The sequence below is a fragment of the Microcoleus sp. MON2_D5 genome (assembly GCF_036701905.1).
Taxonomy (GTDB): Bacteria; Cyanobacteriota; Cyanobacteriia; order Cyanobacteriales; family Microcoleaceae; genus Microcoleus.
This window is the reverse complement of sequence record NZ_JAUBRM010000056.1, coordinates 1-25,192: the sequence shown is the minus strand read 5'-3', so window position 1 is coordinate 25,192 and position 25,192 is coordinate 1. Positions and strand designations below refer to the sequence as shown.

General features: G+C 46.1%; 20 protein-coding genes and 1 pseudogene. 11 read left to right on the top strand and 10 right to left on the bottom strand.

Going from position 1 to position 25,192, the window contains the following annotated elements; genetic code table 11:
- Positions 1–12: 12 nt before the first annotated feature.
- The 3 genes from QUA47_RS20450 to QUA47_RS20440 are packed head-to-tail and all read right to left on the bottom strand — an operon-like array spanning position 13 to position 502.
- Positions 13–144, bottom strand: coding sequence for a hypothetical protein (locus QUA47_RS20450; protein ID WP_333432099.1), 132 nt, complete (start codon positions 142–144; stop codon positions 13–15).
- 20 nt (positions 145–164) lie between these two features.
- Positions 165–425, bottom strand: a complete 261-nt coding sequence (locus tag QUA47_RS20445; RefSeq protein WP_333432098.1) for a hypothetical protein — start codon at positions 423–425, stop codon at positions 165–167.
- Positions 377–502 carry a hypothetical protein gene (locus QUA47_RS20440; RefSeq protein ID WP_333432097.1) on the bottom strand — a complete coding sequence of 42 codons (126 nt, stop codon included), beginning with the start codon at positions 500–502 and terminating at the stop codon, positions 377–379. The genes QUA47_RS20445 and QUA47_RS20440 overlap by 49 nt, the downstream gene beginning before the upstream one ends.
- 527 nt (positions 503–1,029) lie before the next feature.
- On the opposite strand from QUA47_RS20440, the gene QUA47_RS20435 reads away from it, so the two are divergent.
- From QUA47_RS20435 to QUA47_RS20425, 3 genes are all read left to right on the top strand, one after another.
- Positions 1,030–1,944 carry a COX15/CtaA family protein gene (locus QUA47_RS20435; RefSeq protein WP_006634563.1) on the top strand — a complete coding sequence of 305 codons (915 nt, stop codon included), beginning with the start codon at positions 1,030–1,032 and terminating at the stop codon, positions 1,942–1,944.
- 211 nt (positions 1,945–2,155) lie between these two features.
- Positions 2,156–3,133: a heme o synthase gene (locus tag QUA47_RS20430; RefSeq protein ID WP_333259774.1), complete on the top strand. Its 978-nt coding sequence runs from the start codon at positions 2,156–2,158 to the stop codon at positions 3,131–3,133.
- 162 nt (positions 3,134–3,295) lie between these two features.
- Positions 3,296–3,535 carry a DUF4926 domain-containing protein gene (locus tag QUA47_RS20425; RefSeq protein WP_333402819.1) on the top strand — a complete coding sequence of 80 codons (240 nt, stop codon included), beginning with the start codon at positions 3,296–3,298 and terminating at the stop codon, positions 3,533–3,535.
- A 123-nt stretch (positions 3,536–3,658) separates the two neighbouring features.
- Here QUA47_RS20425 and QUA47_RS20420 read toward each other — a convergent pair whose 3' ends face one another.
- Positions 3,659–4,498, bottom strand: coding sequence for an ATP-grasp domain-containing protein (locus QUA47_RS20420; RefSeq protein ID WP_333432096.1), 840 nt, complete (start codon positions 4,496–4,498; stop codon positions 3,659–3,661).
- A gap of 135 nt (positions 4,499–4,633) precedes the next feature.
- Between QUA47_RS20420 and QUA47_RS20415 the strand changes: the two genes are divergently transcribed.
- The 3 genes from QUA47_RS20415 to QUA47_RS20405 all read left to right on the top strand — a co-directional run bounded on the left by QUA47_RS20415 (position 4,634) and on the right by QUA47_RS20405 (position 9,295).
- The gene (locus QUA47_RS20415; protein WP_333256242.1) at positions 4,634–4,771 is read left to right on the top strand and encodes a hypothetical protein; all 138 of its coding nucleotides are present in this window, start codon (positions 4,634–4,636) and stop codon (positions 4,769–4,771) included.
- Entirely contained in the window at positions 4,772–5,065 is a 294-nt protein-coding gene (locus QUA47_RS20410; protein WP_333432095.1) for a DUF5615 family PIN-like protein, read from the top strand.
- Positions 5,066–5,434: 369 nt separating this feature from the next.
- Complete coding sequence (locus tag QUA47_RS20405; RefSeq protein WP_333432094.1) at positions 5,435–9,295, top strand: hypothetical protein; 3,861 nt, start codon at positions 5,435–5,437, stop codon at positions 9,293–9,295.
- 23 nt (positions 9,296–9,318) lie between these two features.
- Here the strand turns inward: QUA47_RS20405 and QUA47_RS20400 are convergent, their stop codons facing one another.
- From QUA47_RS20400 to QUA47_RS20390, 3 genes are all read right to left on the bottom strand, one after another.
- A complete protein-coding gene (locus tag QUA47_RS20400; protein WP_333432093.1) occupies positions 9,319–9,516 on the bottom strand; it encodes a hypothetical protein in 198 nt (65 codons plus the stop codon).
- Positions 9,517–9,832: 316 nt separating this feature from the next.
- Entirely contained in the window at positions 9,833–12,706 is a 2,874-nt protein-coding gene (locus tag QUA47_RS20395) for a zinc-dependent metalloprotease (protein WP_445302531.1), read from the bottom strand.
- Between the two features lie 106 nt (positions 12,707–12,812).
- Complete coding sequence (locus QUA47_RS20390) at positions 12,813–16,337, bottom strand: hypothetical protein (RefSeq protein ID WP_333432091.1); 3,525 nt, start codon at positions 16,335–16,337, stop codon at positions 12,813–12,815.
- A 635-nt stretch (positions 16,338–16,972) separates the two neighbouring features.
- On the opposite strand from QUA47_RS20390, the gene QUA47_RS20385 reads away from it, so the two are divergent.
- From QUA47_RS20385 to QUA47_RS20375, 3 genes are all read left to right on the top strand, one after another.
- On the top strand, positions 16,973–17,197 hold the full coding sequence (locus QUA47_RS20385; RefSeq protein WP_006634576.1) for a hypothetical protein: 225 nt from the start codon (positions 16,973–16,975) through the stop codon (positions 17,195–17,197).
- Between the two features lie 420 nt (positions 17,198–17,617).
- Complete coding sequence (ppc, locus tag QUA47_RS20380; RefSeq protein WP_333432090.1) at positions 17,618–20,743, top strand: phosphoenolpyruvate carboxylase; 3,126 nt, start codon at positions 17,618–17,620, stop codon at positions 20,741–20,743.
- Between the two features lie 137 nt (positions 20,744–20,880).
- A complete protein-coding gene (locus QUA47_RS20375; protein ID WP_333432089.1) occupies positions 20,881–22,035 on the top strand; it encodes a phosphodiester glycosidase family protein in 1,155 nt (384 codons plus the stop codon).
- Positions 22,036–22,180: 145 nt separating this feature from the next.
- On the opposite strand, the gene QUA47_RS20370 is transcribed toward QUA47_RS20375, so the two are convergent.
- The 3 genes and pseudogenes from QUA47_RS20370 to QUA47_RS20360 all read right to left on the bottom strand — a co-directional run.
- Entirely contained in the window at positions 22,181–22,738 is a 558-nt protein-coding gene (locus QUA47_RS20370; protein ID WP_190656936.1) for an HPP family protein, read from the bottom strand.
- Between the two features lie 322 nt (positions 22,739–23,060).
- Positions 23,061–23,198 carry a hypothetical protein gene (locus tag QUA47_RS20365; protein WP_333432088.1) on the bottom strand — a complete coding sequence of 46 codons (138 nt, stop codon included), beginning with the start codon at positions 23,196–23,198 and terminating at the stop codon, positions 23,061–23,063.
- 54 nt (positions 23,199–23,252) lie between these two features.
- Positions 23,253–23,390, bottom strand: a pseudogene (locus tag QUA47_RS20360) (IS1 family transposase); the annotation flags it as partial.
- 469 nt (positions 23,391–23,859) lie between these two features.
- Between QUA47_RS20360 and QUA47_RS20355 the strand changes: the two are divergent.
- Both QUA47_RS20355 and QUA47_RS20350 read left to right on the top strand, forming a co-directional pair.
- A complete protein-coding gene (locus QUA47_RS20355; protein ID WP_333432087.1) occupies positions 23,860–24,027 on the top strand; it encodes a hypothetical protein in 168 nt (55 codons plus the stop codon).
- Positions 24,028–24,067: 40 nt separating this feature from the next.
- On the top strand, positions 24,068–25,129 hold the full coding sequence (locus QUA47_RS20350; protein WP_333432086.1) for a hypothetical protein: 1,062 nt from the start codon (positions 24,068–24,070) through the stop codon (positions 25,127–25,129).
- Positions 25,130–25,192 lie beyond the last annotated feature (63 nt).

Below are 25,192 nucleotides of genomic sequence, written 5' to 3'. Positions count from 1 at the left end.
CAGCGTAGCAGCTTAGCTCCCAGTGAAGTTGACTCTGATACCTGCAAATTGTCCCGTCTCAGAGGGTTTGGCTTCTTCGTCGTATTGGGCGCTGCTGGGGGTGGGAGGCTTTTCTGGCGTGATTTCTGGTGCTGTTTGAGGCACCGCGTCTCCTGAGCCTGGGCTCAGCGGGGGTGCGATCGGGGTGTTGTACAATTTGAGGATGATTCTTGTGGGGAATAGGGGTTAGCGTCCCGCCTGCTGTGAAAATACACGCCTTCGGGCGACGAGATCCCATCCCACAAAACAATCAAAATCCCCCCGCTATTATGCAACGCCATAAATAGGGCTGTGGCGATCGCGATCGTCACGTTATAAAAGCCTCTACCATCGGTGCTTATTCTGAGGCTTGCTGTGGTATCAGGTGGTTGTTTTGACCGTACCACAAGCTGATTGCTGCGATCGCTATGCAGCCAACTAGGGCCAACAGGGAAGCTGGCATTTCTCCTGTTTTTTTTTCCATCCTTTAACTCCTTGCTCGCGCCTATAACGCCTAGAGTAAAGAGTCGCTGGCTTATAGCTTGCTTAACTTGTTGACTGCCGTTTTATTTGCGGTCATACTTCCTACTAGGGTAGAACAATCAGCTAAATATAGTTTGTTGGGAATCTACTTTATAGGTTTTTTTATATTGCTTAGTTTTTTGTAAAAATTTTTGAGCGTTTCATATCACAATTATTTGATAAATGGTTTTTCTTAATTAAATCTTTATTTTTCCGTGCAATCTCGACAGTGGGGGAGTTCTTAACGATCCAGGGGCGGGGAAAGATTAAAGTTTTTTTAAGTTTGACAAAATAAAGGACATCTTTTGTAATATAAAGAAGAAAGTTGAAAAAAATATAAAGACAAACTAATTGGATAAAAGTGTCGCTAAGGTAGTAAAAATGACGGTTGGTCAGAGAAAAAGAGTGTTAAGCTCGGCTAAGCTCAGTCAAAGCAAAACCTCGATATTTAATTAAGTTCGATCGATAACAAAGGCTAAGGTAAATTCCATGGCAAACTCAGTTTTAAATCAGCCAAACGCAGCAGCAGGAGTGCAGTGGCAGCCAAAAGATATTATCCGCGGCCTAGTGTGGAAAATTGCGATCGCAACCTGGCTGTTAATGGCTGTAGGCAGCGCCACGCGAGTCATGAATGCGGGGCTCGCTTGCCCCGACTGGCCGCTGTGCTACGGTCAATTAATACCTGCAGCGCAAATGAATTTGCAGGTATTTCTGGAATGGTTTCACCGGTTGGACGCAGCAGCGATCGGTTTAAGCGCGATCGCACTTTTAGGACTATCTTTGTTTTACCGCAGCCGCCTGCCAAAATGGCTGCCTTGGGCGAGCGCTGGGGCAGTATTTCTAATCGTTTTTCAAGGCGTATTGGGCGGCTTGACAGTAACACAACTGCTCAGATTTGACATCGTTACGGCTCACTTGGGAACAGCTTTACTGTTTTTTGGCGCCCTGCTAGTCATCGGTTTCATGCTGACTCCCTACGAAGCTACAGGAAATGTCGGCAAATTGGCTTGGGTAAGTTCGATCGCAGTATTGTTAGTTTACCTGCAAAGTTTGCTAGGAGCATTAGTAGGCTCTAGATGGGCACTGCACCAATGTTTGGACTCCTCAGAATTGTGCTCGGTAATGAACAGCCACATCGCGGGTATCGTACCAGCTACAGCAGCGACTTTAGCCGTAGCAGTCATGGCTTGGCGGCAGCCTGCACTGAGTCCAAATTTGCGAAAACTGGCTAATTGGGCGAGTGTTTGCCTAATTGCTCAATTAGTTCTGGGATTAGCAACTTTCCGGCTGCACCTTCAGGTAGAACCGCTGACAGTCGCCCACCAAGCAGTCGGTGCTGCTTTGCTGGGAACCCTGATAGCTTTTAGTGTTTTAGCTTGGCGCGATCGAGTTTTATCAGCTTGAGAGATAACACTAAAGCCAAGTAGGGTGCGTCAGACATTGATTATTTCGACTTCAACAGGTTTTCCTGTTCTGACGCACCCTACCTCTTGAGAGTAAGATGGGGCGGGTTTATTAATCCTTGTAGCTACAGCAAATATTTATCGTAAAACCCGCCCCTAAAACCTAATGACTAATGACAAATTCGCAAATAATTACTAACAGCTTACAACCGATGCAAGAAATCCTTACCAACGACAGGCCCCGCCTCCACGAAAACTTTTCGCAAGTGGTGAAAAGTTACTATCAACTAACAAAACCCAGAATTATTTTACTGCTGCTAATCACTACCTCAGCAGGAATGTGGATGGCCGCCAAAGGAGAAGTAGACCCGCTATTGCTGGTATCAACTATTACTGGAGGCGCTTTAGCTTCCGCGTCGGCGAATACGATTAATTGTGTCTACGACAGCGACATCGATTATATTATGGAGCGCACCCGGTGGCGGCCGATTCCTTCCGGGCGAGTCAAGAAGCGGGATGCTTTGATATTTGCGATCGCCCTAGCTACAATATCCTTTACATTGCTCACAGTTGTTGCCAACTTATTAGCCGCATTGCTAGCAATGTCAGGCATCGTTTTCTATGTCCTAATTTACACCCACTGGCTGAAGCGTCACAGCGTGCAAAACATCGTCATCGGCGGTGCAGCAGGGGCGATTCCCCCGCTAGTTGGGTGGGCTGCGGTTACGGGAGATTTGAGTTGGGGTGCGTGGCTGCTGTTTGGGATTATATTCCTGTGGACACCGCCGCATTTTTGGGCATTAGCAATGATGATTCGCGATGAATACAAGGAAGTAGGCGTCCCGATGTTGCCGGTAATTGAGGGCGACGAAGAGACAGCCCGCCAAATTTGGATTTACACGCTATTGATGATTCCTGCCACTTTGCTGCTAGTTTATCCCCTGCATTTAGCGGGCGCGGTGTATGCGGGAACAGCTATTTTCCTCGGTGCTATTTTTGCCCAAAAAGCTTGGTTGCTGTTGCAGACTCCAGAGGATAAGATTGTTGCGCGATCGCTCTTCAAATACTCTATTCTGTACCTGATGCTCTTGTGCGCTGGCATCGTGGTTGACAGTTTGCCTGCGACTCATAATTTTACTACTGCTCTTGTACAAAATGTGCAAACTTTGATTAGTGCAGTTGTGATGTAGTAATTAGTTAAATAGCAGTTATTAAAATGAAACCCGCATCTAGCGGGTTTTGTTTGTTTAGGGTAAAATAGCGAACGCCATTCTCCTATCTGCGTTAATCAGCGTTAATCAGCGATTAAAAAAGAGCGAATACCTATCCTGTCAATAACTGAGGATATTGTGATGACGTTACACGAGTATGATGTTGTTGCCTTGACCGCAGAAATTCAGGCAATCCATAAAGCAACCTCTCAGCCAATTTTGCTCAGACCGGGACAAGTTGGCACTATTCTGATGAGCTTTGACGATCGCGCTTATCTAGTAGATTTTGCGGATGCTCAAGGTAATACCTATGCAATGGAAACCGTTCCTTCAGAAAAACTCATGCAACTCGTTTATGAGCCACTTCCTGCCTGCGCCTAACCTGCAAATAATACTTTACAGAGTATTGAGTTGGAAGTGGCGATCGAGGAATTATATCGTGGTGTGAGTTTCGATCGATTGAGCAACGGGTAATTTTGACGTTCGATCGCAAGGTGCAAAATATTATATCCCTTGCTGCTTCTGGAACCACCGCTTCCATGCCGCCTCTGATGCTTCTCTCACCACTAAGCTCAAATCACACTGATACAAGGCTGAACACGATAGAAAATTAATCTCTAGAACGTAAGCCCAATTACCAGAACAACAGAGATCTAGAACCCAAATTGGGTCAGGCTGCCATTGTTGTTGCGCCACCGCTTCGGCTACTTGTCGCACAATCTCAGGCATTCCGGATTGATAGTAAGGTTTCTCAATCTGCCGATATTGAGAAGCACACAAGATTTGCCCTTGGGCAATAATCACTCTCCATTCTGCTTCAATGGACTGTTCCGGTGCAACCAGCACCAAAATGTTCGGGTCTTCGAGGTAATGGCGTTTCATAAAACTGTCTAAGTCCGTCACTTCTCTAGGAGAATACAGACTACCTGCAAAAGGTTTAAGTGGACTGTTGGGACGGATAAACAAACGTTTGCTCTCCTCAATATTGAAAAGTAATTTAGGCTTTTCAACCACAGAGGAAGACAACTCTGATAGTGGCAAAATATAACCCCCTGCATTCAACAGCCAAGGTTTAAGATGAGGATAATAGGCTGTGCAATGATAATGTTCAATAGTCCCGATAATTCCTGGTGTCCAAGACAAATCCCAACTGAGAATCTGTTCAGCTATATAGAGTGACCCATAGAAGATGACACACTCTGTTTGGGGAAAGAAGCGTTGATAGTCTGTTATGCCTCTGGTATAGTCAATAATCTTAACATTGTGTCCTTGCTTGCGAATCTCCGTTGCAAGTGGAGCCATAGAGCAGCCAAATACACCATCTTCTAGAATCCAGCTAACCATCTAGCTACCCTCGCCCAAGTCATATGGCAGATGAATTTATTGTTGTAGCGCAAATTTCGACTAAAAACCAGGAGCGATCGCCCACACCAGTCTTGTTATCATTAAAATCAATGGCTGCAACAGGAAGCTTAGACTATGTTTGCCCTCGTCTCACCGGAAAAAATTCAATTGCCTGCCGGTTCTCTAGTGCGCTTACCTGCAACCTGGCAAGATTATCAGAGTTTGTACGATCGCCGAGGAGACACCTCTATTTCGCCTATTAATGAAAGGTGAATGCCATGCAAGCCAAACTTCAAGAACAACTTTCTCCTGCTGATGCCGAAGTTATTTTGGGACGTTTGCCAGAAGGAAATAGCGGTGTTATACAGACAAGCTGTCCGTTTGCTGAGGCAAGTTAATGCGGATGAGGAACGGGTGATTTTGAGGTTCGATCGCGATTACGGCGAACTCATTTATCGCTTGCGGCTGCGATCGCCAAGAGGTGTCATTTATTTGCGGTTTCGTCCTCACACGCCGGAAGAACCAGCATCAATATTGTTAAATTTATTACAGACCGAAGGATTGTAATTTGAGGAACGGTTTACGGTGGTGGAGGGCGATCAAATTCGTCAACGCCCCCTACCGTAGTTATTGCCGGAAGCAAGTAGTTGTGTCGATTGAGGCAGGCTTTGGGTGACGATCTTTCAGAGTATTGAGCTTGAAGTGGCGATCGAGGAGTTATATCGCGGTGTGAGTTTGGGGCGATAAATGAAGTAAGCTAGAGACAAAGGTTTCAGACCATTCTAACCAATGCCAGCATCTGTCAATGGTCTCAACCAAATTCTGACAGCAACATTACCCAATGCGATAGAGCTTTTACGTTCTGGGGAAAGTGTTGTCGAAATTACAGGTAATATGTAGAAAAACTTCAAGGCAAGCCTACAACGCACACATCCTATGGATTATCCCTTTGAAAACCTGAATCCCGAAAAGTTTCAGGAGTTTGCTCAGGCATTATTGGTTAAGGAATTTCCTGATTTGCAATGCTTTCCAGTAGCACAGCCAGATGGAGGAAGAGATATCCTAACTTATGAGTATAGGATTCCATCACATAGCTTTGCTGTTTATCAAGTCAAATACGTCAGGAGACCGTTGGCTGAAAAGGATACTCACAAGTGGCTGCTTGAAATTATTAAGGGTGAAGCCCCTAAAGTAAAAGCACTCATCGAAAAAGGTGCTCAGCAATTTTTTCTCATTACGAATGTTCCAGGGACAGCGCATCCTGATGTAGGTTCAATCGATCAAATGAATCAACTTTTAGAGAGTGAACTTGGTCTTCCCTCACGATGTTGGTGGAGGGATGATCTCAACCGAAAAATGGATGACGCATGGAATCTAAAATGGATATACCCAGAATTAATGACAGGTCCAGATCTCATTCGGTCAATTATAGAATCTGGCTTGTCAGAAGATAAAGAGAGACGTGCAAATGCAATAAAGGCTTTTGTTTCAGAACAGTTCTATGCCGATCAAGTCGTTAAATTCAAGCAGGTAGATTTACAAAATAGGCTTCTTGATTTATTTATTGATGTTCCAGCTTTACCACCTCAAAATGCTGAAACTGGCAAAAAAGTGCTGAATTATCATCGGGTGTATGAATATATTGCTTATACATTACGTAATAGAGGAGGAACTACGTTCGATGAACAGCACTTTGCTTACTTTAATGATACTAATAGAGTAATCGGCTCTGCTACTCTATTTCTTCATCCTCTTATCCAGAAAGAAGCGCCGTGGATTGTACTTGAGGGCGCACCAGGACAAGGTAAGTCAACCATTACGCAATATTTATGCCAAGTTCACCGTATGCGTCTTTTGGGTTCGGAGGAAATTAAAAAAAATTTACCAGAAGCCTACAAAGAATCCGAGGGATTGGGTGCTATTCCAAAGCACCATATGATTTCTCATGCCTGTCTTCCATTGAGAATTGACCTTCGAGATTTAGCATCTTGGTTATCGGGATACAATCCCTTCTCTCCTGAAGATGAGAGAAGCAAAATCTCAAATACACACAAATCCCTTGAGGAGTTTTTAGCTTTTTTGGTCAACCATTCCTCAGGAGGTCTTGAGTTTTCAGCAGCAGATTTAATTGCGGTATTTAAAAAAAGCCGCGTCCTTTTGGTTTTTGATGGGTTAGATGAAGTAGCAGATATTGAGAAACGTCGCGAAGTCGTCAATGCAATTCATACAGGCTCTCGACGATTAAAAGCTAACGCATTATCACTTCAAGTAATTGTTACAAGTCGCCCAGCAGCTTTTGCCAACTCACCAGGACTACCAGAAAGTGACTTTCCTAGATATTATCTGGACTCATTAACTAAGCCATTAATTGATGAGTATGCAAACAAATGGATGGATGCAAAGAAACTCGATCAACGAGATCGTTCAGAAGTAAAAAGGATATTGCGAGATAAATTGGATCAGCCACATCTAAAGGAGCTGGCAAAGAATCCGATGCAACTTACCATTTTCTTAAGCTTGATTTACAATCGTGGTTCATCTTTGCCCGATAAAAGAACGGCTTTATACGATAATTATGTGGACTTATTTTTTAATCGGGAAGCAGAAAAAACACCAGTTGTCAAAAAATATCGTGACCTTTTATTAGGTATTCACAAATATATTGCCTGGGTGCTTCATTCGGAAGCTGAGCAACATGATAAGAATGGCCGTATCACTCAGAGTGAGCTTCATAATAGTATTCAGGTATATCTTGAGGAACAAGGTTACGAAGTTGACCTCGCTCGTGAATTAGTTACTGGGGCACTTGAGCGTATTGTTGCATTAGTCTCTCGTGTCGAAGGAACGTATGAATTTGAAGTTCAACCATTACGTGAATATTTCGCAGCACGATATCTTTATGAAACAGCTCGCCACTCTTCACCAGGAATGGAATATTCGGGTACGAAGCCCGATCGTTTCGATGCAATAGCCCGCAATTTTTACTGGCTAAATGTGACAAGGTTTTATGCTGGATGTTATGACGTGGGGGAACTTCCTTCACTAATAGATCGATTAGAAGACCTAATAGGCTCAGAAGGCTATTGTCTGATCAGTCATCCTAGAATCCTGGCTGCAACTCTTCTGAGTGATTGGGTGTTTTCTCAACATCCCAAGTCAGTTAAAAAAGTAATGAATTTGATTTTAGATGGTATTGGTTTGCGCTACGTTTTACCCTCTGCTAGCCGTCGCATGGGTCAGAGTGAGCCGATGATTCTTCCTCCAGAATGTGGGCGTGATGAATTAGTAAAATATTGCTTTAGCCTCTTGGGAAATCAGCCCCCTCTCGATTTTGCTTTAGATATTATTAGCTTAATATCGGCAAATACATCATCTCCTAAAGAAGTTCTCGATTTATGGTTTGGCGGAATAGTAGCACAACATGGAGAGGCACGTACTAAAGCATTAGAATATGGACTCTATCTTGGACTTCTTACGCAAGCTTCTATTTTATCCCCAACTCAGTTAGAAAATATCTGTTCTGATTCACCTCAAGATCAGTGCAGATTAAACTTGCTTTATAAGGCACGCCGTTTTGATTATTTTGAAGCTGAAGAAGAACGATTTAAAGCTGCCTTAAAAGTAATATTAACTGGCAGTTTAGACCTCATGCCCCGTCATAATCGTAATCAGAAAAAGACTTCTCTTTTAGAGAGAGTAAGTTATGCAGTTAATGTTACGCAATATGCCTATGCCTTCCAAAACTCTCGTCCTGTTCCTCTCTCGAATGTGAGGCAAAGTCATTTCTATATTGAAGAAGATTATTTGGACGAAAGTATACATGAGCCAGAAAATAACTATTTTCCTAAATTTGAAGATGCTCGAAAATGTCTGAAGGTTATTGAAGTAGTCAAACGGAATAAACAACTTGATGCTTATTTATGGGCAACAAATCTTACTCCTTGGAATAACTTAGTCGAGACCATCCGTCAATGCTGGGGAGATGTGTGGGTTTGCTTTCATTTGGCTAATATTGCGAGTGGAATTAAGTCTTCTACAGAAACGTATGTAGATTATTCCGATTTGCTCGATCACTCAAAAGAGTTATGTAGGAGAGCAAGATATGCAAGACTTCGAGCAGGACAGTATGCGTGGTGGATAAAGCAAATTGAAGGTTCTAAGAGTGAGAGCGAGAGAGCATTTACTTTACTTATATTGGTTACTTGGGCAAGTCCTAAAACTTTAGAGAAAATAATCCCTCAGTTAGATAAGTTCATTCAGGACCTCCCTGATGCAATCTGGAAAAATGTTTATCGTTCTGTAGAAGAAGCTCTTACTTTAAAGCAATCATCACATCAAGATGTCTCTCTTGAGCCTAATCAAATGGATGATTTTTTGACTCCGAGAACGGCTGTTTTGATTAGTCTTAGAGCAAAACCTGAGACTCGCAAATTGCTCTATTCAAAATACTTGAAGGAGTATGATAGATCGGACGCATTAATTCTCAAGATTTGCCAAGATATGTCTCTAGAGTTTTTAGTGAATGATTATTCACTTTGGGATGAAGTTCGTGATGTTATTCAAAGAAGTTATGCCAAAGGAGTAATATTTGAACCTTATGCTTTTCATCGGCTTAACCGAGAAATTACGAGTCGGACTATTCCGGACGAAATAGCTCTAGAGATCGCATCTAAACCTAGTAGTTATCCAGGATTCTTAGTTGCTGTTGCTGAGATGAAAATGAAAGAGAAAGTTGCCCTTAAAGTAGTTCCTGTGGGCGAGACGGCAATTAAAGATAAATGGTTCGATCACCTGTAAGGCTACACCAGCATGGATATAAGCTATCCTTGAGATGCAAAATTTCTCTGCATCCGGTAAACGAGAAGGTTAAAAAATTCCCCTTTTCCGTGACCCTGTTTGAACGACAGGTGAAACTCCATCGCACTCAATGCCTTACGATCGCCCGCACCACTCTTGTTATCATTAAAATCAATGGCTGTAAAAGCGAGCTTAGACCATGCTTGCCCTCGTCTCACCATAAAAAATTCAATGGTTTGCGCGTTCTGTAATACGCTTACCTGAAACCGGGCAAGATTATCAGAGTTTGTACGATCGCCCCGGAGACGGCTCAATTCCGCGTCTGAAGCATCGCAACCGAGAAGTGCGATCGCCGGCTGTGTAGAACTTGCTCAGCCACGCAAAACCAGCGCTGCGATCCGGGATTTAAAGTAACAACTAGCTAAGCGATAAGCGAGGAAAGCGCATCGGCGATCGTGAATGTGCGCTACCAAGCTGATGCTGACTTGAATTAGGAACTCGTCACAGAATTACTGCGACGAGAACCTAACTATAAGATTAATTCGACTGAATCTGTGAATTCAAAACCTTAGAAATTCGATCGCGCGTTTCCTCCAAATGAGCCCGCGTATAAGCATCCGCATTCCGATCCAAATTCCGAATACTCTTGCTCAAACCCTCCCGTAACTGCCGCAACTCGTACCAAGCCAAACTCCGCGCATCCTCTGGAACATTCGTTTTTCGCAGCACCATTCCGATCAAAATTGCTAAATGTTCCCGCTGCAAAGAACGCCGAAAAGTTGGAATTTGCATCTTCTTTTCCGGCTGCAATACCTCTTGCCAGATATCCTTTTGCACAGTATCCAACACTTCCGGCAACCTCAAAGCAGTTTCCGGCGTTGATTTTAACTCCGCATCCCGCAGCCTCGCCAAGCGCATCGGAGATAGCAAAACTCGCAACACAAACCGCTGCAAAAAAGTAATTCGATCGCCGATCGGGTAATCTAGAGGAAACACCAAAGCCGGACTCCCCCAGTGATCCCAGCGCGAAGGCGCCAATTTGTTGAGCAATTCCGGCGCAAAACTAAACGCATCCGGCGCAAATACGTACTTCTCTAATGTTGCTAAAGCTTCTCGCTGCTGAGAAAGTTCGATCGGCACAAACGGCAACTTCGCATTAGTATCTCCAGGGCGAATCCGGTTAAACGACTGCCCGCCGACGTACAAAGTAGCATTCATCACCTGCTGAACATAATACCCGAACACCGAATCAAACATCACCCGCAGTTCGTTATAACCGTCTTCCCCAACCGGCATTCGCTTTTCTAAACGCTTCCACATCGCCCTAGCATTATCCAATTGCCATTGCGAATACCTCAGCATATTAGCGCTGAGATCGAAAGTATTCGCAGCCGGATCGAGAATATCAACAGAATCCTCATCCGCCGCGTAAGCTAATTGCTGTTCCGCACCGCGGCTGGCAATTTGTTGCAGCGCTGGCAAGTCGCTGTTCGGGTTTGGGCCGCCAATCACCTTGTAACCGTACTCGATCGCCCAATCGTCATAAGGCCCTACAATCGTTGGAAAATAGTCGCCCTGCACAGTTCCCTGCGGTGCCAAATTAATCGGCACATAATCCATCACCGACGCCACCATACCTTGCGTGCGAGTTACCTGAGTATTGTTCAAATCCTCCGGTTGCAGCATCGTACTCCCGTGAAAATTGTGCCTCAAACCGAGAGTATGACCGACTTCGTGGGTAGTCAAAAATCGGATAAATTCATTCACATAATTGTCAATCGTCCCACTGCTAGGCGCTGCATTTTCCAACAGTGACCTCGACATTGCCCCGATCGCAAACTGCCGACTCGATTCCAACCCAAAACACATATCCGAACTCGACATCAACCGCGATAAAGGCGAGCGTTTTTGCTCTTGGTATCTTTCTACCAAAGTCGGCAAATCATCAGCAATTCCACCTCGATCATTTTCCCCGCTGCTTTTTCCTAAATCCCCATTTTCTAACAGATTCAAATAGCGAGAATACATCCCGAACTGACAGGGATTAGTATTAGAACCGTTTCGCCCTTGAAAACTCTTAGATACCGAGCGATTTTGTTCCACCAAAGACCGATACCCCTGTTTGATTTGCCAGACAATATTAGCATCCAACAGAATGTCAGCATCTAAAATTTGCCCCGTCAGCGGGTTTGTGCGAGACGGCCCAATGCCGGCAAACTGAGGATCAAAAGAACTCGACCAGCGAATAGTATTGTAGCGAACGTCAGCCGGGTCCCATTTAGCATTGTCCGGCATTTGTTTGACCTGAATGGCCTCAGTAAAACCTGCCTTTTCAAAAGCTTTGTTCCACTCCAAAACGCCCTCGCGAATTGCGTTTCGGTATTCGGGAGGCACATTATTTTCAATCCAAAAGACGATCGGCTGCACCGGAGGCGACATCGGCGCCGTCGGGATTTGCTTTTGCAAATGCCAGCGATTGATATAGCGGACAAAAGGCTCGCGGCCGCTCTTGTCAGAAAAGTCCTTATATGCTGTGAGGAAATAGCCCACTCGCTCATCCGCAAGTCTGGGGCGGTAGCCGTTATTTAGCGGCACTTCCGAGAAACTGTAGTGAATGCGGAGGTTAAAAGCCCGACTGTCAGGAACCGAAGGTAAATAGTTAACCGCACTGTCATCATCGCTAGAAAAACCGTAAATAGAAGCAATTTCCACATTCAGCGGAAACGCTTTAACATCTTTAAAATAAGACTTGTCTTCATCGATCGAATAAGAAGCGCCCAAAATCATCGGCAAAATCGCTTTTACCCCTGGTAAATCCCGCTTTTCGCTCATCAGCAAATCGCCTAAATCGATCAGCAGAGTTTGTCTTTGCGAATGAATGCTTTTGAGCGGCAAAGAATAGAGAATCGACTCGCTAAATCCCCGTTCTACCGAACCTGCTTGCGGGTCGCCCGGACTTGTGCGAAAATTTATATTAGGAATCACAAACTGCACGTTATTTTGGACGCGCCGCAGTTGAAACAAGAAATCGCCGATCGGCATTCCGCTCAAAATGCCCGCTTCCCCCAAACCAGATGCCAATGTCACAAAGCACAGGAACTTTTTGTCGAGTTGTTGCGGTTTAATTTCCAGATATACTTTATCAGTTGCTTGATTGCGGTAAAGAGTAAATAGTCCCTCTAACTTTTGTGCGCCTTGGACAACCTGTTCAAAGGGTGCCAGAGTTTGCTGTTCGCTACTTTGTTCGTTGCTGGGCGGCCCAGAGGATAAAGCTAAAGGTAACCAGAAACCTTTATACAAACTGAAACAGAAAAATGCTAAAGATAAGATAAAAAATATCAAAGGCAGATTTTTTCTCGGAATTTTTATCTGTTGATTTTGGCTATTTTCAGGAAATATCAATCTTTTCATTTTCAGTATTTTGCCGCCGGAAAGAATAGTTTTGAGATAGTCGCGCCGCACTCGCAACGCTGGGAGCATCTAACTTCTAAAATAGCTCAAAACTCAAAATTCAAAACTACTGTTTCGCCGGCCAGGGAATCATGGGATCTTGAGCCAACCGCTTAGAAACTGCAATAGCACCGTAACGGTTGAGGTGGCTGGGGTCGGAAAAAGATTCCCGCGCCTGGGGCCACAGTAAACTATTATCTAGGAAAATTAGTCCGCTTTGGGCTGCTAATTCTTGCATATATTGCCGGAATTCTTGTTCGTAACCTGTCCGCACCGGGTCTAAATAATCTTCAGTCAGAGGCATATTCACAAACACGAGATTGATGTTGCGAACCTTGGTAAATTCGATCAAATTTTTGAGTGCTAGAGCTTGTTCGCCTATCAATTTAAAATTTTGATAGTCGGAGTCGTAATAACCAGATACTTTCGGGTGCTTCTGAAAGTAAGTCTCGGGATTGAAGCGGATATCGATCGGCAAAAAGCCATTTGGTTGAAACTCGCTGACGGGTTTACTCGCAGCAGTTGGCTGGGCATTTTCCGTTGTTTGTTCACCCAGGGCTGCGGTTTGGGGGCTGTCGGTTGCAGCAGGGGCTGATGGATTAACGATCGATCGCAAAAACCCTTTGAGTCGATCGCGCTTTTTGTAAATTGCAGAACCCTCAACCAACTTTTTACTCACCAATTGCTGAACGTTAGCTTGAGTTTGTCCCAAATTGTTCACCAATTCAGTCGCAGTCGCCACCGGATTGTTGGCGCTTGCGTTCGATGTTTCGGCTTCTAATTGATTGGTGCGGATCAGAAAACTACCCCGGCTCAATTGCCTGTAACCTTCCGAAGAAGCGATCGCACTAAAAGTCAAATCCGGCCGCCCGCTGTTGAGAGCCCTCGCCCCGTCCGCCAACACCAGCAATTTCGGCAGTTGTTGCGGCGGCAAAATCCGGCGGATGAGCGAATCTACAACCTGGAGAGTAGCTCCATTAACCCCAAAATTGTAAGCCCTCAGCCCCGGGTAGCCCGAAGCTGCCAAAGCTGTTTCCAAAACCGCCGGGTCGATGCCCCGCAGCGCCCTCGAACTACCGACAATTAAAATATCCGGCGGTTTTTTGTGCAGGTGGATGTACTCTTGATAGCGCGCTATCTGCTCGTCAAGCTGCTGGCTCCTCAAAGTTGGGAACACCGCAGGAGCAGAAACATCAGCTACAGGAACGCTAGTATTTCCCGGTTTCGTAAACCCAGAGCCATTGAAAGCCTCTTGCTGGTTCGCCGGCGGCGACGGCTGCAACGGAATTTGAGGCAAATTTACCTCATCAGCAGGGGGAACGGGGTTCGGGGTTTCGTTCGGAAGTGGGGCTGTAACGTCGTCCACAGCCTTGGGAGAGGGATTTTGACAATTTGGGCCGCTGCAAACTTCCGAGGCGCTAGGAGCTTGACTGACAGTCGCAGATTGCAGAAATAGACCGAGGAGCCAATCGGTATTGAAAGTCAGCAGACAGCCGGCGATCGCCCAAATCAAAGCCATGCCGGCCGCGCGATCGGCTCTCACGCCTCCCGGCGCAGCAGCATTCGTTGACAAACCATCGTTGGGAACAAACAAACCCGAAGCGACAAGCGGTTGCACCGCAGCTTGAACTAACTGCTCGCCCAGATTGTATCCGGGGAGTCTGATTTTGAAGCGGGGTCGCCAGGAGTTGGGCGCCGGAGCATCGAACACCAAATTGTCGCCCAAACCCGAAAAACTCCCATCCTCCGCCGGCGCAAACTCCGGCACCGATTCCTTTTCCAACACAGCCAGTTGCGAGGGAGCCGGTGCGGGTGCCGCTGCTGATTCCTCGTCAACAGCCGTTCTGAGGTCAATTGCGTAGCGCCACAGCGGCACTTTCTGGCCCGCGCGGCGTCCGTAGACTCGCACCCCTGACACTCCCGGAATTTGTAACTGCCGCAAGAATTTAGCCACCGGCGGCCCGACCTTCGACTGAGAAGGGCAAGTCAGAGCTTCAGTCATGACGTGCAGCACGTCGGCTTTTTGCAGCACGACCGCCCGAGTCCCTCCTGTTTCCAGCTTGCGCCTGAGACTGGGGTTGAGCAACCTGTTCAATAAAAAAGTCAAAGCCAATTGGTCGCCCTCAGCAGCCAGCGTTCTGGTGCTCGCAGCCAAGTCGGGATGGTGGGCAGCAGGCAAGTCCACCCAGTCTATCCACACCGGCGACTCCGGCGCTGCCTGAGAGTCCTTGGCTGGTTCTACGCCGTAGATAGTAGCTGCGCGGATGCCTTGGGGCGCGAAGGAAGCCAACAAAGGGGCGATCGTGTCGGTGGTTTGCTGCTTGTCGGGGTATTCTTGCCGTTTAGTCTTTTGTCCTTTTTTGGCAGTTTTGCTGCAAAACAGGTGGAGGGTTGCTTCTTTGAGGGTGGCCCGCACTTCGACTCTCGATGCTGCCAAGTGTTGGTTTAGCAGTTTGGCGATCGCAGGTACGTCTCCCCACCTGGCCCATTCCTTGAGAATTTTGTCCGGCGAAGTCAAATCCACCCGCAGCACCCAGTCCGGCTTCGCTTCGCCGCTGACTTGGCTGCCGATTAATGCTTCCCCGAAATCCTCTAGTTGCAGTTTCCGCAGCCTGGCGGCGATAGGTTCTGCCAGCAAGGAAGGGTCGGGGCTGTAAGCTGACTCGCACAGCACCAGCAGCCGGCGTTCCTTGGGCTTGATATTTTCCGGCGCCTGAGCCGGCAGGTTTTCCCGGCTGCTTTTGAGTTCTTTTTCGCGAATGCTTACTTTCACCGAAACTCCCATCGGCCCGAGGATTTCGCTGAGATAGCTGGCGATCGCCTCTGGATAGCCCCGGCGCGCCAAAGTTTCCGGCGAAACCGTCAATGTTCCACCGCCATCGCCCTCGCCTGAGTCAGCTTCGGGGGATTGAATCAAAGCCACCGCGCCACGGTTCGCTTTCTGCTGCGGGGGAACGGCGGAACGGAAAACTTCCCGCGTCGCAGCACCCGAAGTGTCGATCGTCACGGCGGAAGTTTCAAAAACTTCTGGGTATGGAATCCGGGAGGCGACGGGCAGACTTTCGGCGTCAAAATCCAGTTCTTCCCGTACTTGCGGCGGGTGGGTCGATGTTTTTACAGCCTCTGGTGTCTGTTTGAGTTTGTGATTTTGATTCTTAAATTGGTCGAAAAATCCGCCTCTTTTAGGGCTGGCTGGCGGTTCGTCGGGGGAACTCGCTGGCGGCGGCACTTCGGCAACTTTTGGTTCCGGTTGCTGTGGCTGTGGCTGTTGCTGTCGCTGCGGACTGCTGCAATCGAGCCGGACTGTCCAGTCATTTTGTCGGGAACCGATTTTGCGACCGCACAGAAACAACTGGTAAATTTTAGGTCGATCGGGCAGCAGTCGCGTTAAATCAGTGTGTTCGAGCGCGTTGGTAAATCTCGCCGTCACCAATTCTTGAGACGGGCACTGCGCTGCTTCGCACAAAATGTGCAGGTGATTTCCCCGCAAACGCGCTTGTACTTGAACTTCGGGAAGCCCTAAAGCTTCCCCGGCCCACTGCGACGCGCTCGATCGATTGTCTGCCAATATGCTCCCGTTCGCATTCAACATGAAACTCTAAATTTTGCCAAAGCTGGTTTTGTTTTCTAGAAATAGCACAGTTACAGATTTTACAGACAATTATTTGATTTGCCGAGCCTAACCGTTTTGTCTGGTTTAAGCCATGCTGGACTTAGTGTCTTGCCTTGTATCCCCTCGGCTTCGAGCCGTTGGGGAATATTTTTTTGATAATACCTCGACATTTTGGCACAGATAGGTCCAACTTAAGCCAAGTAACAAGTTATTCGTCATTAGTCATATCGTTTCCGTTTGCATCCGAATAATAATTAGACCTCTCTCATAATTCTTGTGGAACAGGCATCCTGCCCGTTCAAGACAGGCTTTTCTGGAAATGTCTATTATTTTCCGACTGTAGTGCTGTAGTTTCGTCATGCTCCGCGGAGAGAGTCGCAGGATCGATATAATTCGGGAAGCATCCCGATTTTATACAAAGCGTTTTTTCAGAGTCCGAGCTTAAGATCTCGCGAGAAGATATTTATAGACTTGGCTGCGCGGGGACGATCGCTTGCAGGATATCATTCGGATATCACCGGATTTGATATCAGAAGTCATTAGTCAGAAGGCAGCGGTCAAGATGATTATTTGCCTTGTAAACTGAGGATTACGGATTGACACAGGAGAAATTTATGCCGTCAGAAAACCAAGACTTGCTCAAAACTAAAACACCTAACAGTCCAAAGTTGCCAGTTCCCTCAGACATTTTATTGAGCTTGGTCGCCTTACCCATGCTGGGCGGGTTGGTGGTGGCTAAAGCTGCTGCTGAGTTTGTTGCGTCGATCGGCGTTGAAAGCGAAGAAGTCTTTCGGGGTTCGCGCCTCCCCGTGCTCAACTTTCCTCAATCACACGACTAGAAAGCCCAAGGAAGGATGCTGCAGCTAGAAGTTTAATTTTTTGACCCCGCCTAAAAACGGATACCAGCCCCCGACTCCTGTCGTGGAGAGATAAAAATTTTCGACCCTAGTTCAACTTCCCAGATTTATCTTTGGAGTAAATCTAAAATTGTTCGACTGAGCGCGACTCAACTGACCGCTCGCCGAACCTCTCAGGCTGAGCGTCTAAAATCTAAAATCGCAAGTCAACAGATATGAAAGCTTGACAATAGGTACAATCTGTGGCCTAAGAATTAATCTTTCCTTATACTTTGTACATAAGTGCCTTCTACTTTCTACGTTGCAAGAAGTTGTCTCAAATTTGACTGCAAACAAAAGTGTTTTAGGCGAAACTAAACCATACAATTTTCTTGACACCCGCAGCTATTGAGGAACAGCCCGATGAGTTCAGTCCTCCAGTCTTCAGAACAGGCTATTGATGCAACATCTATTTCCCATTCTCCCGCTTACTCAAAATCAGACCTGTTTCTGCGCAATCGCCTCAAAGTAGTAGAGGACTTGTGGGAATCGGTGCTGCGACAGGAGTGCGGGCAGGAATTGGTGGATTTGCTCCAACAAATGCGATCGGTCAATTCCGCTGAGGGACAAGCCACTCACTTTCGCGACTCGAATGTCGTACAGCTAATCGAAAAGCTCGACCTTAACGCCGCCATCCGCGCCGCTCGGGCTTTTGCACTGTATTTCCAGTTAATCAACATTGTCGAACAGCACTACGAACAGCGAGACCAACAGCTAGCTTACGCTAGCAGCAACGACGCTGGGGGGCGGATGTTTTCTAAGCTGCCAGGACAAGCAACGGATGCCCCCGATCGCCCCCGGCATAGGGAAGGCCCAAGCCCCACCCAAACAGCTTTGAGCAATGCAGACAGCAGCGAGACGATCGCCCGAGATGCCGGCACTTTTCACCAACTGTTCCCGATGCTGCTGCGCTTGAACGTGCCGAGCCAGCAAATTCAGCGCTTGATCGATCAGTTGGACATCCGCTTGGTATTCACCGCTCACCCGACGGAAATTGTCCGCCACACGATCCGCACCAAGCAGCGGCGAATGGCGAAGATTCTCCAACAGCTAGACCAAGTTGACGAGAAATTTCAGGTGATCGGGGCCGACTCTCCAAGCCCCTATCCGGTGTCTTGCTGGGAAGCGGCGGCTCTCCAAGAGCAACTGATGGAAGAAATTCGCCTCTGGTGGCGCACTGACGAACTGCACCAGTTCAAGCCGACTGTGCTTGACGAGGTGGAGTACACTCTGCACTACTTTGATGAAGTCTTGTTTGATGCAATTCCAGAACTCTACCACCGACTCAAGCAAGCGCTGCACGCTTCTTATCCTTACCTGAAACCGCCGAGTTACAATTTTTGCAAATTCGGTTCTTGGGTAGGTTCCGACAGAGACGGCAATCCTTCTGTGACTCCGAAAGTTACTTGGCAAACCGCTTGCTATCAGCGCCATTTGGTGCTGTGTAAGTACATCAACGCCGTGAAGCGGCTGAACGAACTTTTGAGTTTGTCGCTGCACTGGAGCGACGTGCTGCCGGAATTGCTGGAATCTCTCGATCGCGACAAATCGGAATTCCCGGAGGTTTACGAACAATGGGCAATCCGCTACCGCCAAGAACCTTATCGGTTGAAGCTGGCCTACGTGCTGCAGCGACTGGAAAATACGCGCGATCGCAATTGGCGGCTCTACAAAGGAGACGAGTTGCAGCGGGAGCGCGAAGCTTTGTCAGAAAATCCCGGAATGACCGGCCTTTATCGATCGGGCGCTGAGTTTTTGACCGAGCTGAAGCTCATCGAACGCAATTTAGTGGAAACAGGTTTGAGCTGTCGGGACTTGGAAAATCTGCTCTGCCAAGTAGAAATTTACGGATTTAATTTGGCTTACCTAGATATCCGCCAAGAGTCAACAGTACACTCTGACGCTTTGAGCGAAATTGCTGAATACTTGCAAATTTTGCCCAAGTCTTACAATCAAATGTCGGAAGGCGATCGAATTATTTGGCTGGCAACGGAACTGCAAACTCGCCGCCCTTTAATTCCAGCAGAATTGCCCTTTTCTCCCAAAACTTGCGAGACGATCAATACCTTCCGGATATTGCGGCAAATGCACCAGGAGTTTGGCCCGGAAATTTGCCAAACTTACGTCATCAGCATGAGCCACGATGTCAGCGATTTACTGGCGGTTTTGCTGTTAGCAAAAGAAGCCGGACTTTACGATCCGGCGACAGGAATTAGCAGCATTCAAGTAGTTCCACTGTTTGAAACTGTGGAAGATTTGAAAAAAGCGCCGGAAGTAATGCAAAAAATCTTTGATTTGCCGCTTTATCGAGCTTTGCTAATAGGAGGATACGCGCAGGAAGTAGCGGAAAAAAGCGAAGAAAATATCCAATGTCCAATCGACACTCTCAAATTGCAAGAGGTGATGCTGGGCTATTCGGACAGCAATAAAGATTCTGGTTTCCTCAGCAGCAATTGGGAAATCCACAAAGCTCAAAAGGCTTTGCAAGTGGTTGCGGAAAAATACAATGTAGAGTTGCGGATTTTTCACGGCAGAGGCGGTTCTGTAGGACGCGGCGGCGGGCCTGCTTACAAGGCAATTTTGGCTCAGCCTGGAAAGAGTATTAGCGGGCGAATTAAGATTACCGAACAAGGCGAGGTTTTGGCTTCTAAATATTCTTTGCCGGAGTTGGCGCTTTACAATTTGGAAACTGTGGCGGCGGCGGTAATTCAAGCTAGTTTGCTGCACACTGGTTTCGATGGCATCGACCCTTGGAATGAGATTATGGAAGAGTTATCGGCGAGATCGCGATCGCACTACCGCCATTTAATCTACGAACAGCCGGATTTAGTTGATTTCTTCCACCAAGTTACCCCGATTCAAGAAATCAGCCAGTTGCAAATTAGTTCTCGCCCGGCCCGTCGCGGTGGCAAAAAAGACATCAGCGGTTTGCGAGCAATTCCGTGGGTGTTTAGCTGGACTCAAAGCCGCTTTTTGCTGCCTTCTTGGTACGGTGTCGGCACAGCTTTGCAAGAGTTTTTGCTGGAGGAACCGGAAGAACACATGAAACTTTTGCAGTATTTCTACTTGAAGTGGCCATTTTTTAGAATGGTAATTTCTAAGGTGGAAATGACTTTATCTAAGGTGGATTTGCAGATTGCAGAACATTACGTGCAGGAGTTAGCTTTGCCTGCTGATAAGGAGCGGTTTAAGGCTTTATTCGATCAAATTGCTGCCGAATTTCACTTGATTCGCGATTTGGTTTTAACGATTACTGGACACCAACGTTTGTTGGACGAAGATCCGGCATTGCAGCGATCGGTGCAGTTGCGAAATGCGACGATTGTGCCTTTGGGTTTGTTGCAGGTTTCGCTGCTGAAACGCTTGCGGCAGCACGGTAGTGGCGGGGTTCCGGGGGTGATTCACTCGCGTTACAGCAAGGGTGAATTGTTGCGGGGAGCTCTGCTGACGATTAATGGAATTGCTGCGGGGATGCGGAATACCGGCTAAGGAAATAGTTTTGAGTTTTGAATTCGTGGTGAGGTGCGCGCTTACGCACCTTGCTACTGCTAGTTTCAGAATTCAGGCGATCGCCCATTGTAGTCACAGCCATAGAAAACTGTTCGCTATCCTAGCTGAGATTTTTTATGTCTAAACGCAAACAGTCTGAAGGTTGTCGCCCGATGCTGCGGCGCACTTTTTTATTTTTAACCGGCATAGCTTTGGCGCGGGTTGCGGCTGACTATTTTGCGATCGCCCAAAACCGAGATAGTTTCTTGACTCTCGCTGGTCAACTGTGGCAAAAGTCACTCGCTTTTTTATCCAGTATACAATCCAATCAAACTCCTCAACCTCTGCCTAGTAATTCCATTCTAAAATCCGCAAAAACTCCTCAAACTCAGCCCAGCAATCCCATCGTTAAATCGCCGGAAACTCCTCAACCAAAGGCCGCGAATTCTCCTTTTGTGAAGTCTCAAACTCAAGTTATTAGACGTTCCGCTAATCAAGCAAAACCTGTACAACTCAGCAGTCAAAATCTAGCGGGCGCAAGTTTTTATCTGACAACTATTGACCTCGCCGACCCAGAAATTTATATCACTATTGGGTTAGCTAATGATGCAGCTTTTGCAAATACTTCTAAAGTAACGCGGGGTGACGAACCTTTTGAAAATATGGTGGCGCGTTACCGGGCTGCTGTTGTTGCTAACGGGACTTTTTTTGGTAAAGATGAGCAGAAATCTGTGCTGGGCAATATGGTGGCGGCGGGTAAGTTTCTCAAATACAGCCGATGGGAAAATTACGGCACGACTTTGGGGATTAAAGCGGGAAATCAATTGGAAATGGTGACGGCTAGAACTGAAGGTAAGCCGGATTGGAGTCAACATTGGTTTTCTCTGACTTGCGGGCCGAGATTGGTTAAAGGGGGGAAAGTTTGGCTGTCTCCTTTATCGGAAGGTTTTAAAGATTCTCATGTTTTGGGCGTGGGTTCGAGAACGGCGATCGGCTTTTCGGCTTCCAGAGATAAGTTATTTTTGGTAACTTTTTTTGACAGTTTGTCTTTGGAAGCAGAAGCTAAAGTTATGCAGGCGATCGGCTGTTTTGAAGCGATGAATTTGGACGGGGGCGCTTCGGTGGGTTTGGCTCATCAGGGGCAGATTTTATTGCCACCGGGCCGGAATTTGACGAATGTCCTGGTGGTTTACGATCGCGAAAATCCAGCGCCGGCTCAGTTAAAGGAGTCCTGGGAACGCTTTCAAAAGGGATCTCGACCTTCCCCCGATCCGTCCGTTTTTTTTGATTGATCTAGCAGAAGGAAGTTCGGCTTCCGTTGCACGCGATCGGGATGTAACGGATGGAAGAAAGAAGTCCGATGGAAGTCGGAATCGAGGGAGCATCGCGATTTTGGGTAGTGCTCCCGAAGGAAGGATGAGAGAATTAGAGATAATGCTATAACCAGTGCTGGGGATACGTCCTTTCTGCCGCTAAATTATTAAAGATGACGGCGCACAAGACCAAGATTATTGATCCCTCAAAAGCAGGTGTTAGCAAAAATTTCCAGTCTGGTTTGGTCATCATGACGACTAAGGCAACTGCTCCCGAAGGCGGATGTAGAGTTCTGGTAATCTGCATAATTCCGATCGCACTAGAAACAGCCATTCCCATCGCCCAGGGAGAAGAACCGAGAAAATGCACAATCATTAAACTGGTGAGAGCAGCTAAGAAATTGCCCCCAATGACATTCCGGGGTTGAGCCAAAGGGCTGTCAGGGACACCAAAGATCAGAACGCTTGTAGCGCCAAACGGAGCCATTAGTAAAGGAGTATTAGTTTTTAGAGCAAGATAGGACGTTGCAGTAATTGCCAAAAAACTGCCAATCAAACTCCAAAAAATATGCCGAGGATGAGGTCTGTCTATTGGGCAGGTCAATGGACACGATCGCCATCTCCCAAAGGTTTTAAACCAATAACTTTCCCATTTCAGTCGAATTTTTTTACTGTCAATCATAAATTAGGTTACTTGATAACCACGCTTCTTAAATTGTCTGAACTAACCTCCGGTAAAGTTAAGATATCATAACAATTGCTCAAAAAGTAGCTAAAGGCACAGATTTTTTACTTCTATGCCACTCAAGCAGCAGCTAACCACTCGCTTGGAACCCACTAGCAAGTTTGGTCGGTTTTGCAACAGACTTTATCGGCAGTCGCACAACTTCACCGTTAGCCGTCAGAGTTATTGATGAGGGTAAAGCCAGAGGTTACTTGTAAGGTGCGATGCCCAGTAAGCATAAATTGAAAGATCGCACCCACACTTTGGATAAGTCTCTAGGTCAGAATGCGATCGCCGTTTTCTGGTTAGTGCGTTGCCGTAGCCCGCCGCAGGCATCGCTCCCAAGCTTTGGATAAGCCTGTGGTTTAGCCCTGCGATCGCGCGATATATCCACAAGGCTCTCTCCCGAATTCACCATGATTTCCTCAGAAAGCCCTTAGATTTCCGGTAGTGGTAAAGACGAAAGGACAGTTTAACTGGCTTGCGTAGCATTGTAGTGATGGATGAACGTCCAAATTGCACCACTGTGGTTCTTTAACTTCTGGGAAAATGACAAGGTTTTTCTGACGAGTCGCTACAGGCGTTGTCGCCAAGTGCAGCTGAACCGTTCAATGTAGCTGGTTTTTCCATCTGCATCGTCAGACGGCGTTTCGGCTTTGGGCGCACTGGCACTTTTTTCTCCACCTGCTGGTATTTCGCGTTGACCTACTGTTGCAGCTAGAGTTCCGAAATCTGCAAGGCACGGAGGCATATATTTACCGGAATCCTGCACCGGGAGGCTATCAGTCTGAGATAGTTGTTGCAGATAATGCTGCGATCAGAATGCTAGCTTTTCCTGAGATTGAAATTAGTTTTTCAGAACTGTTTTTGCCTGTTTAGTTTGTGTTTGAGCTTTAACCGCAGATGGAGCCGATAAACGCAGATGGACGCAGATAAAGTGTTAAAACCAAGATGTTTGGGAGTGGTTTAAATTTCAAAGTCGTGGTAAAATGGAGAAATGAATTCAATGGCGTTTTATTTCAATTCTTGAATTATTAGACAAACTTCGGCAGTTATCCCCTGCTGAGAAGTTTCAAATAATGCAGTTCTTAATGGCTGAGTTGGCGAAAGAAGAAATGTTAAAACCATTAGATTATGGGGCGGATTATCGTGTTGGCTCGCCTTATAATTATGGTGATGCTGCTCAGAAATTAATGAGCTTATTAGAACAAGAAGAAGCGAAAGAAGAAAATAGGAAATGCTATTAGCTGTTTCACCAGAAAGCTATAATTGAGGAAATTATTTGTAATGTCAGAATTCTCTTTAGAAAATCTTTCTGAAAAAATACATTACGGCAAGACAAAAGATTATTTTCAAGAAGTTCTATCTTCGTACCACAATGGCAACTATCGTTCCGCAGTGGTAATGCTTTGGTCTGTCGCTGTGTGTGACATAGTTTATAAACTTGGAGAGCTTGTTGATTTATATGAAGACACAGTTGCAAAATCAATTCTTGATGAGCTTACAACATTACAAAAGGGTGATTCCAAATCCTCCTTGTGGGAAGTTAAACTGATTGACGATACCCGTGCAAAGACAAATCTGTTGGATAACTCAGAATATGAAAATCTGCGATATCTTCAAAAGCAACGCCATCTATCCGCTCACCCTATATTAGACTCAGATAAACAATTACATACACCTAACAAAGAAACTGTGAGGGCGCTGATTAGAAATACTCTGGAGGATTTGCTTATAAAGCCACCTTTCCACACGAAAAAAATAATTGACGAACTTGTAAAGAATATTGCGGAAGCAGCGCCAGCACTTAATACTAGACAAAAAGTAAAAAAATATCTAGAAAGTCGATATTTAAGTAAACTTAAACCTGAAGCTGAACTTTCTATTTATAGAAGTTTGTGGAAGTTTGTATTTAAGCTGGACAACGAAGATTGCACAAAAAACAGAGATATCCATTTGCAAACACTTGAGGTAATCGGAAATCGGAATGCCGAAACTATTCTCAACCTAATAAGAGGAGATAAAGACTATTATAGTAATGTTTCATTGATGCCGCTCATTTTGGATTATTTAGTATTTTATCTGTCAAAAAATCCTAAAATTTATGCTCTTCTTAATGAAGATGCGAAACTTAAAATACAGCATAATGTAGAAAATACTAAGACAAGCAAAATCTGTGGATGGTTTGTGAAGGAGAATTTAGAGCGACACTATGAAGACATCTTATCTTTAATAGAAAACGATATTGACTTCAATTTTAGGAAGGGACAATTAAAATTTTTGCTTGAGACACCTGATACAGAAGAGTGGCAACATTTATTTTGTCGCATACTATCTAGGGCTTGCTGAATATATCGATCGCACTTGATGTAGCCTGGGCTATGCGATCGCGAGAGCGAGGGTAAAGTGCAA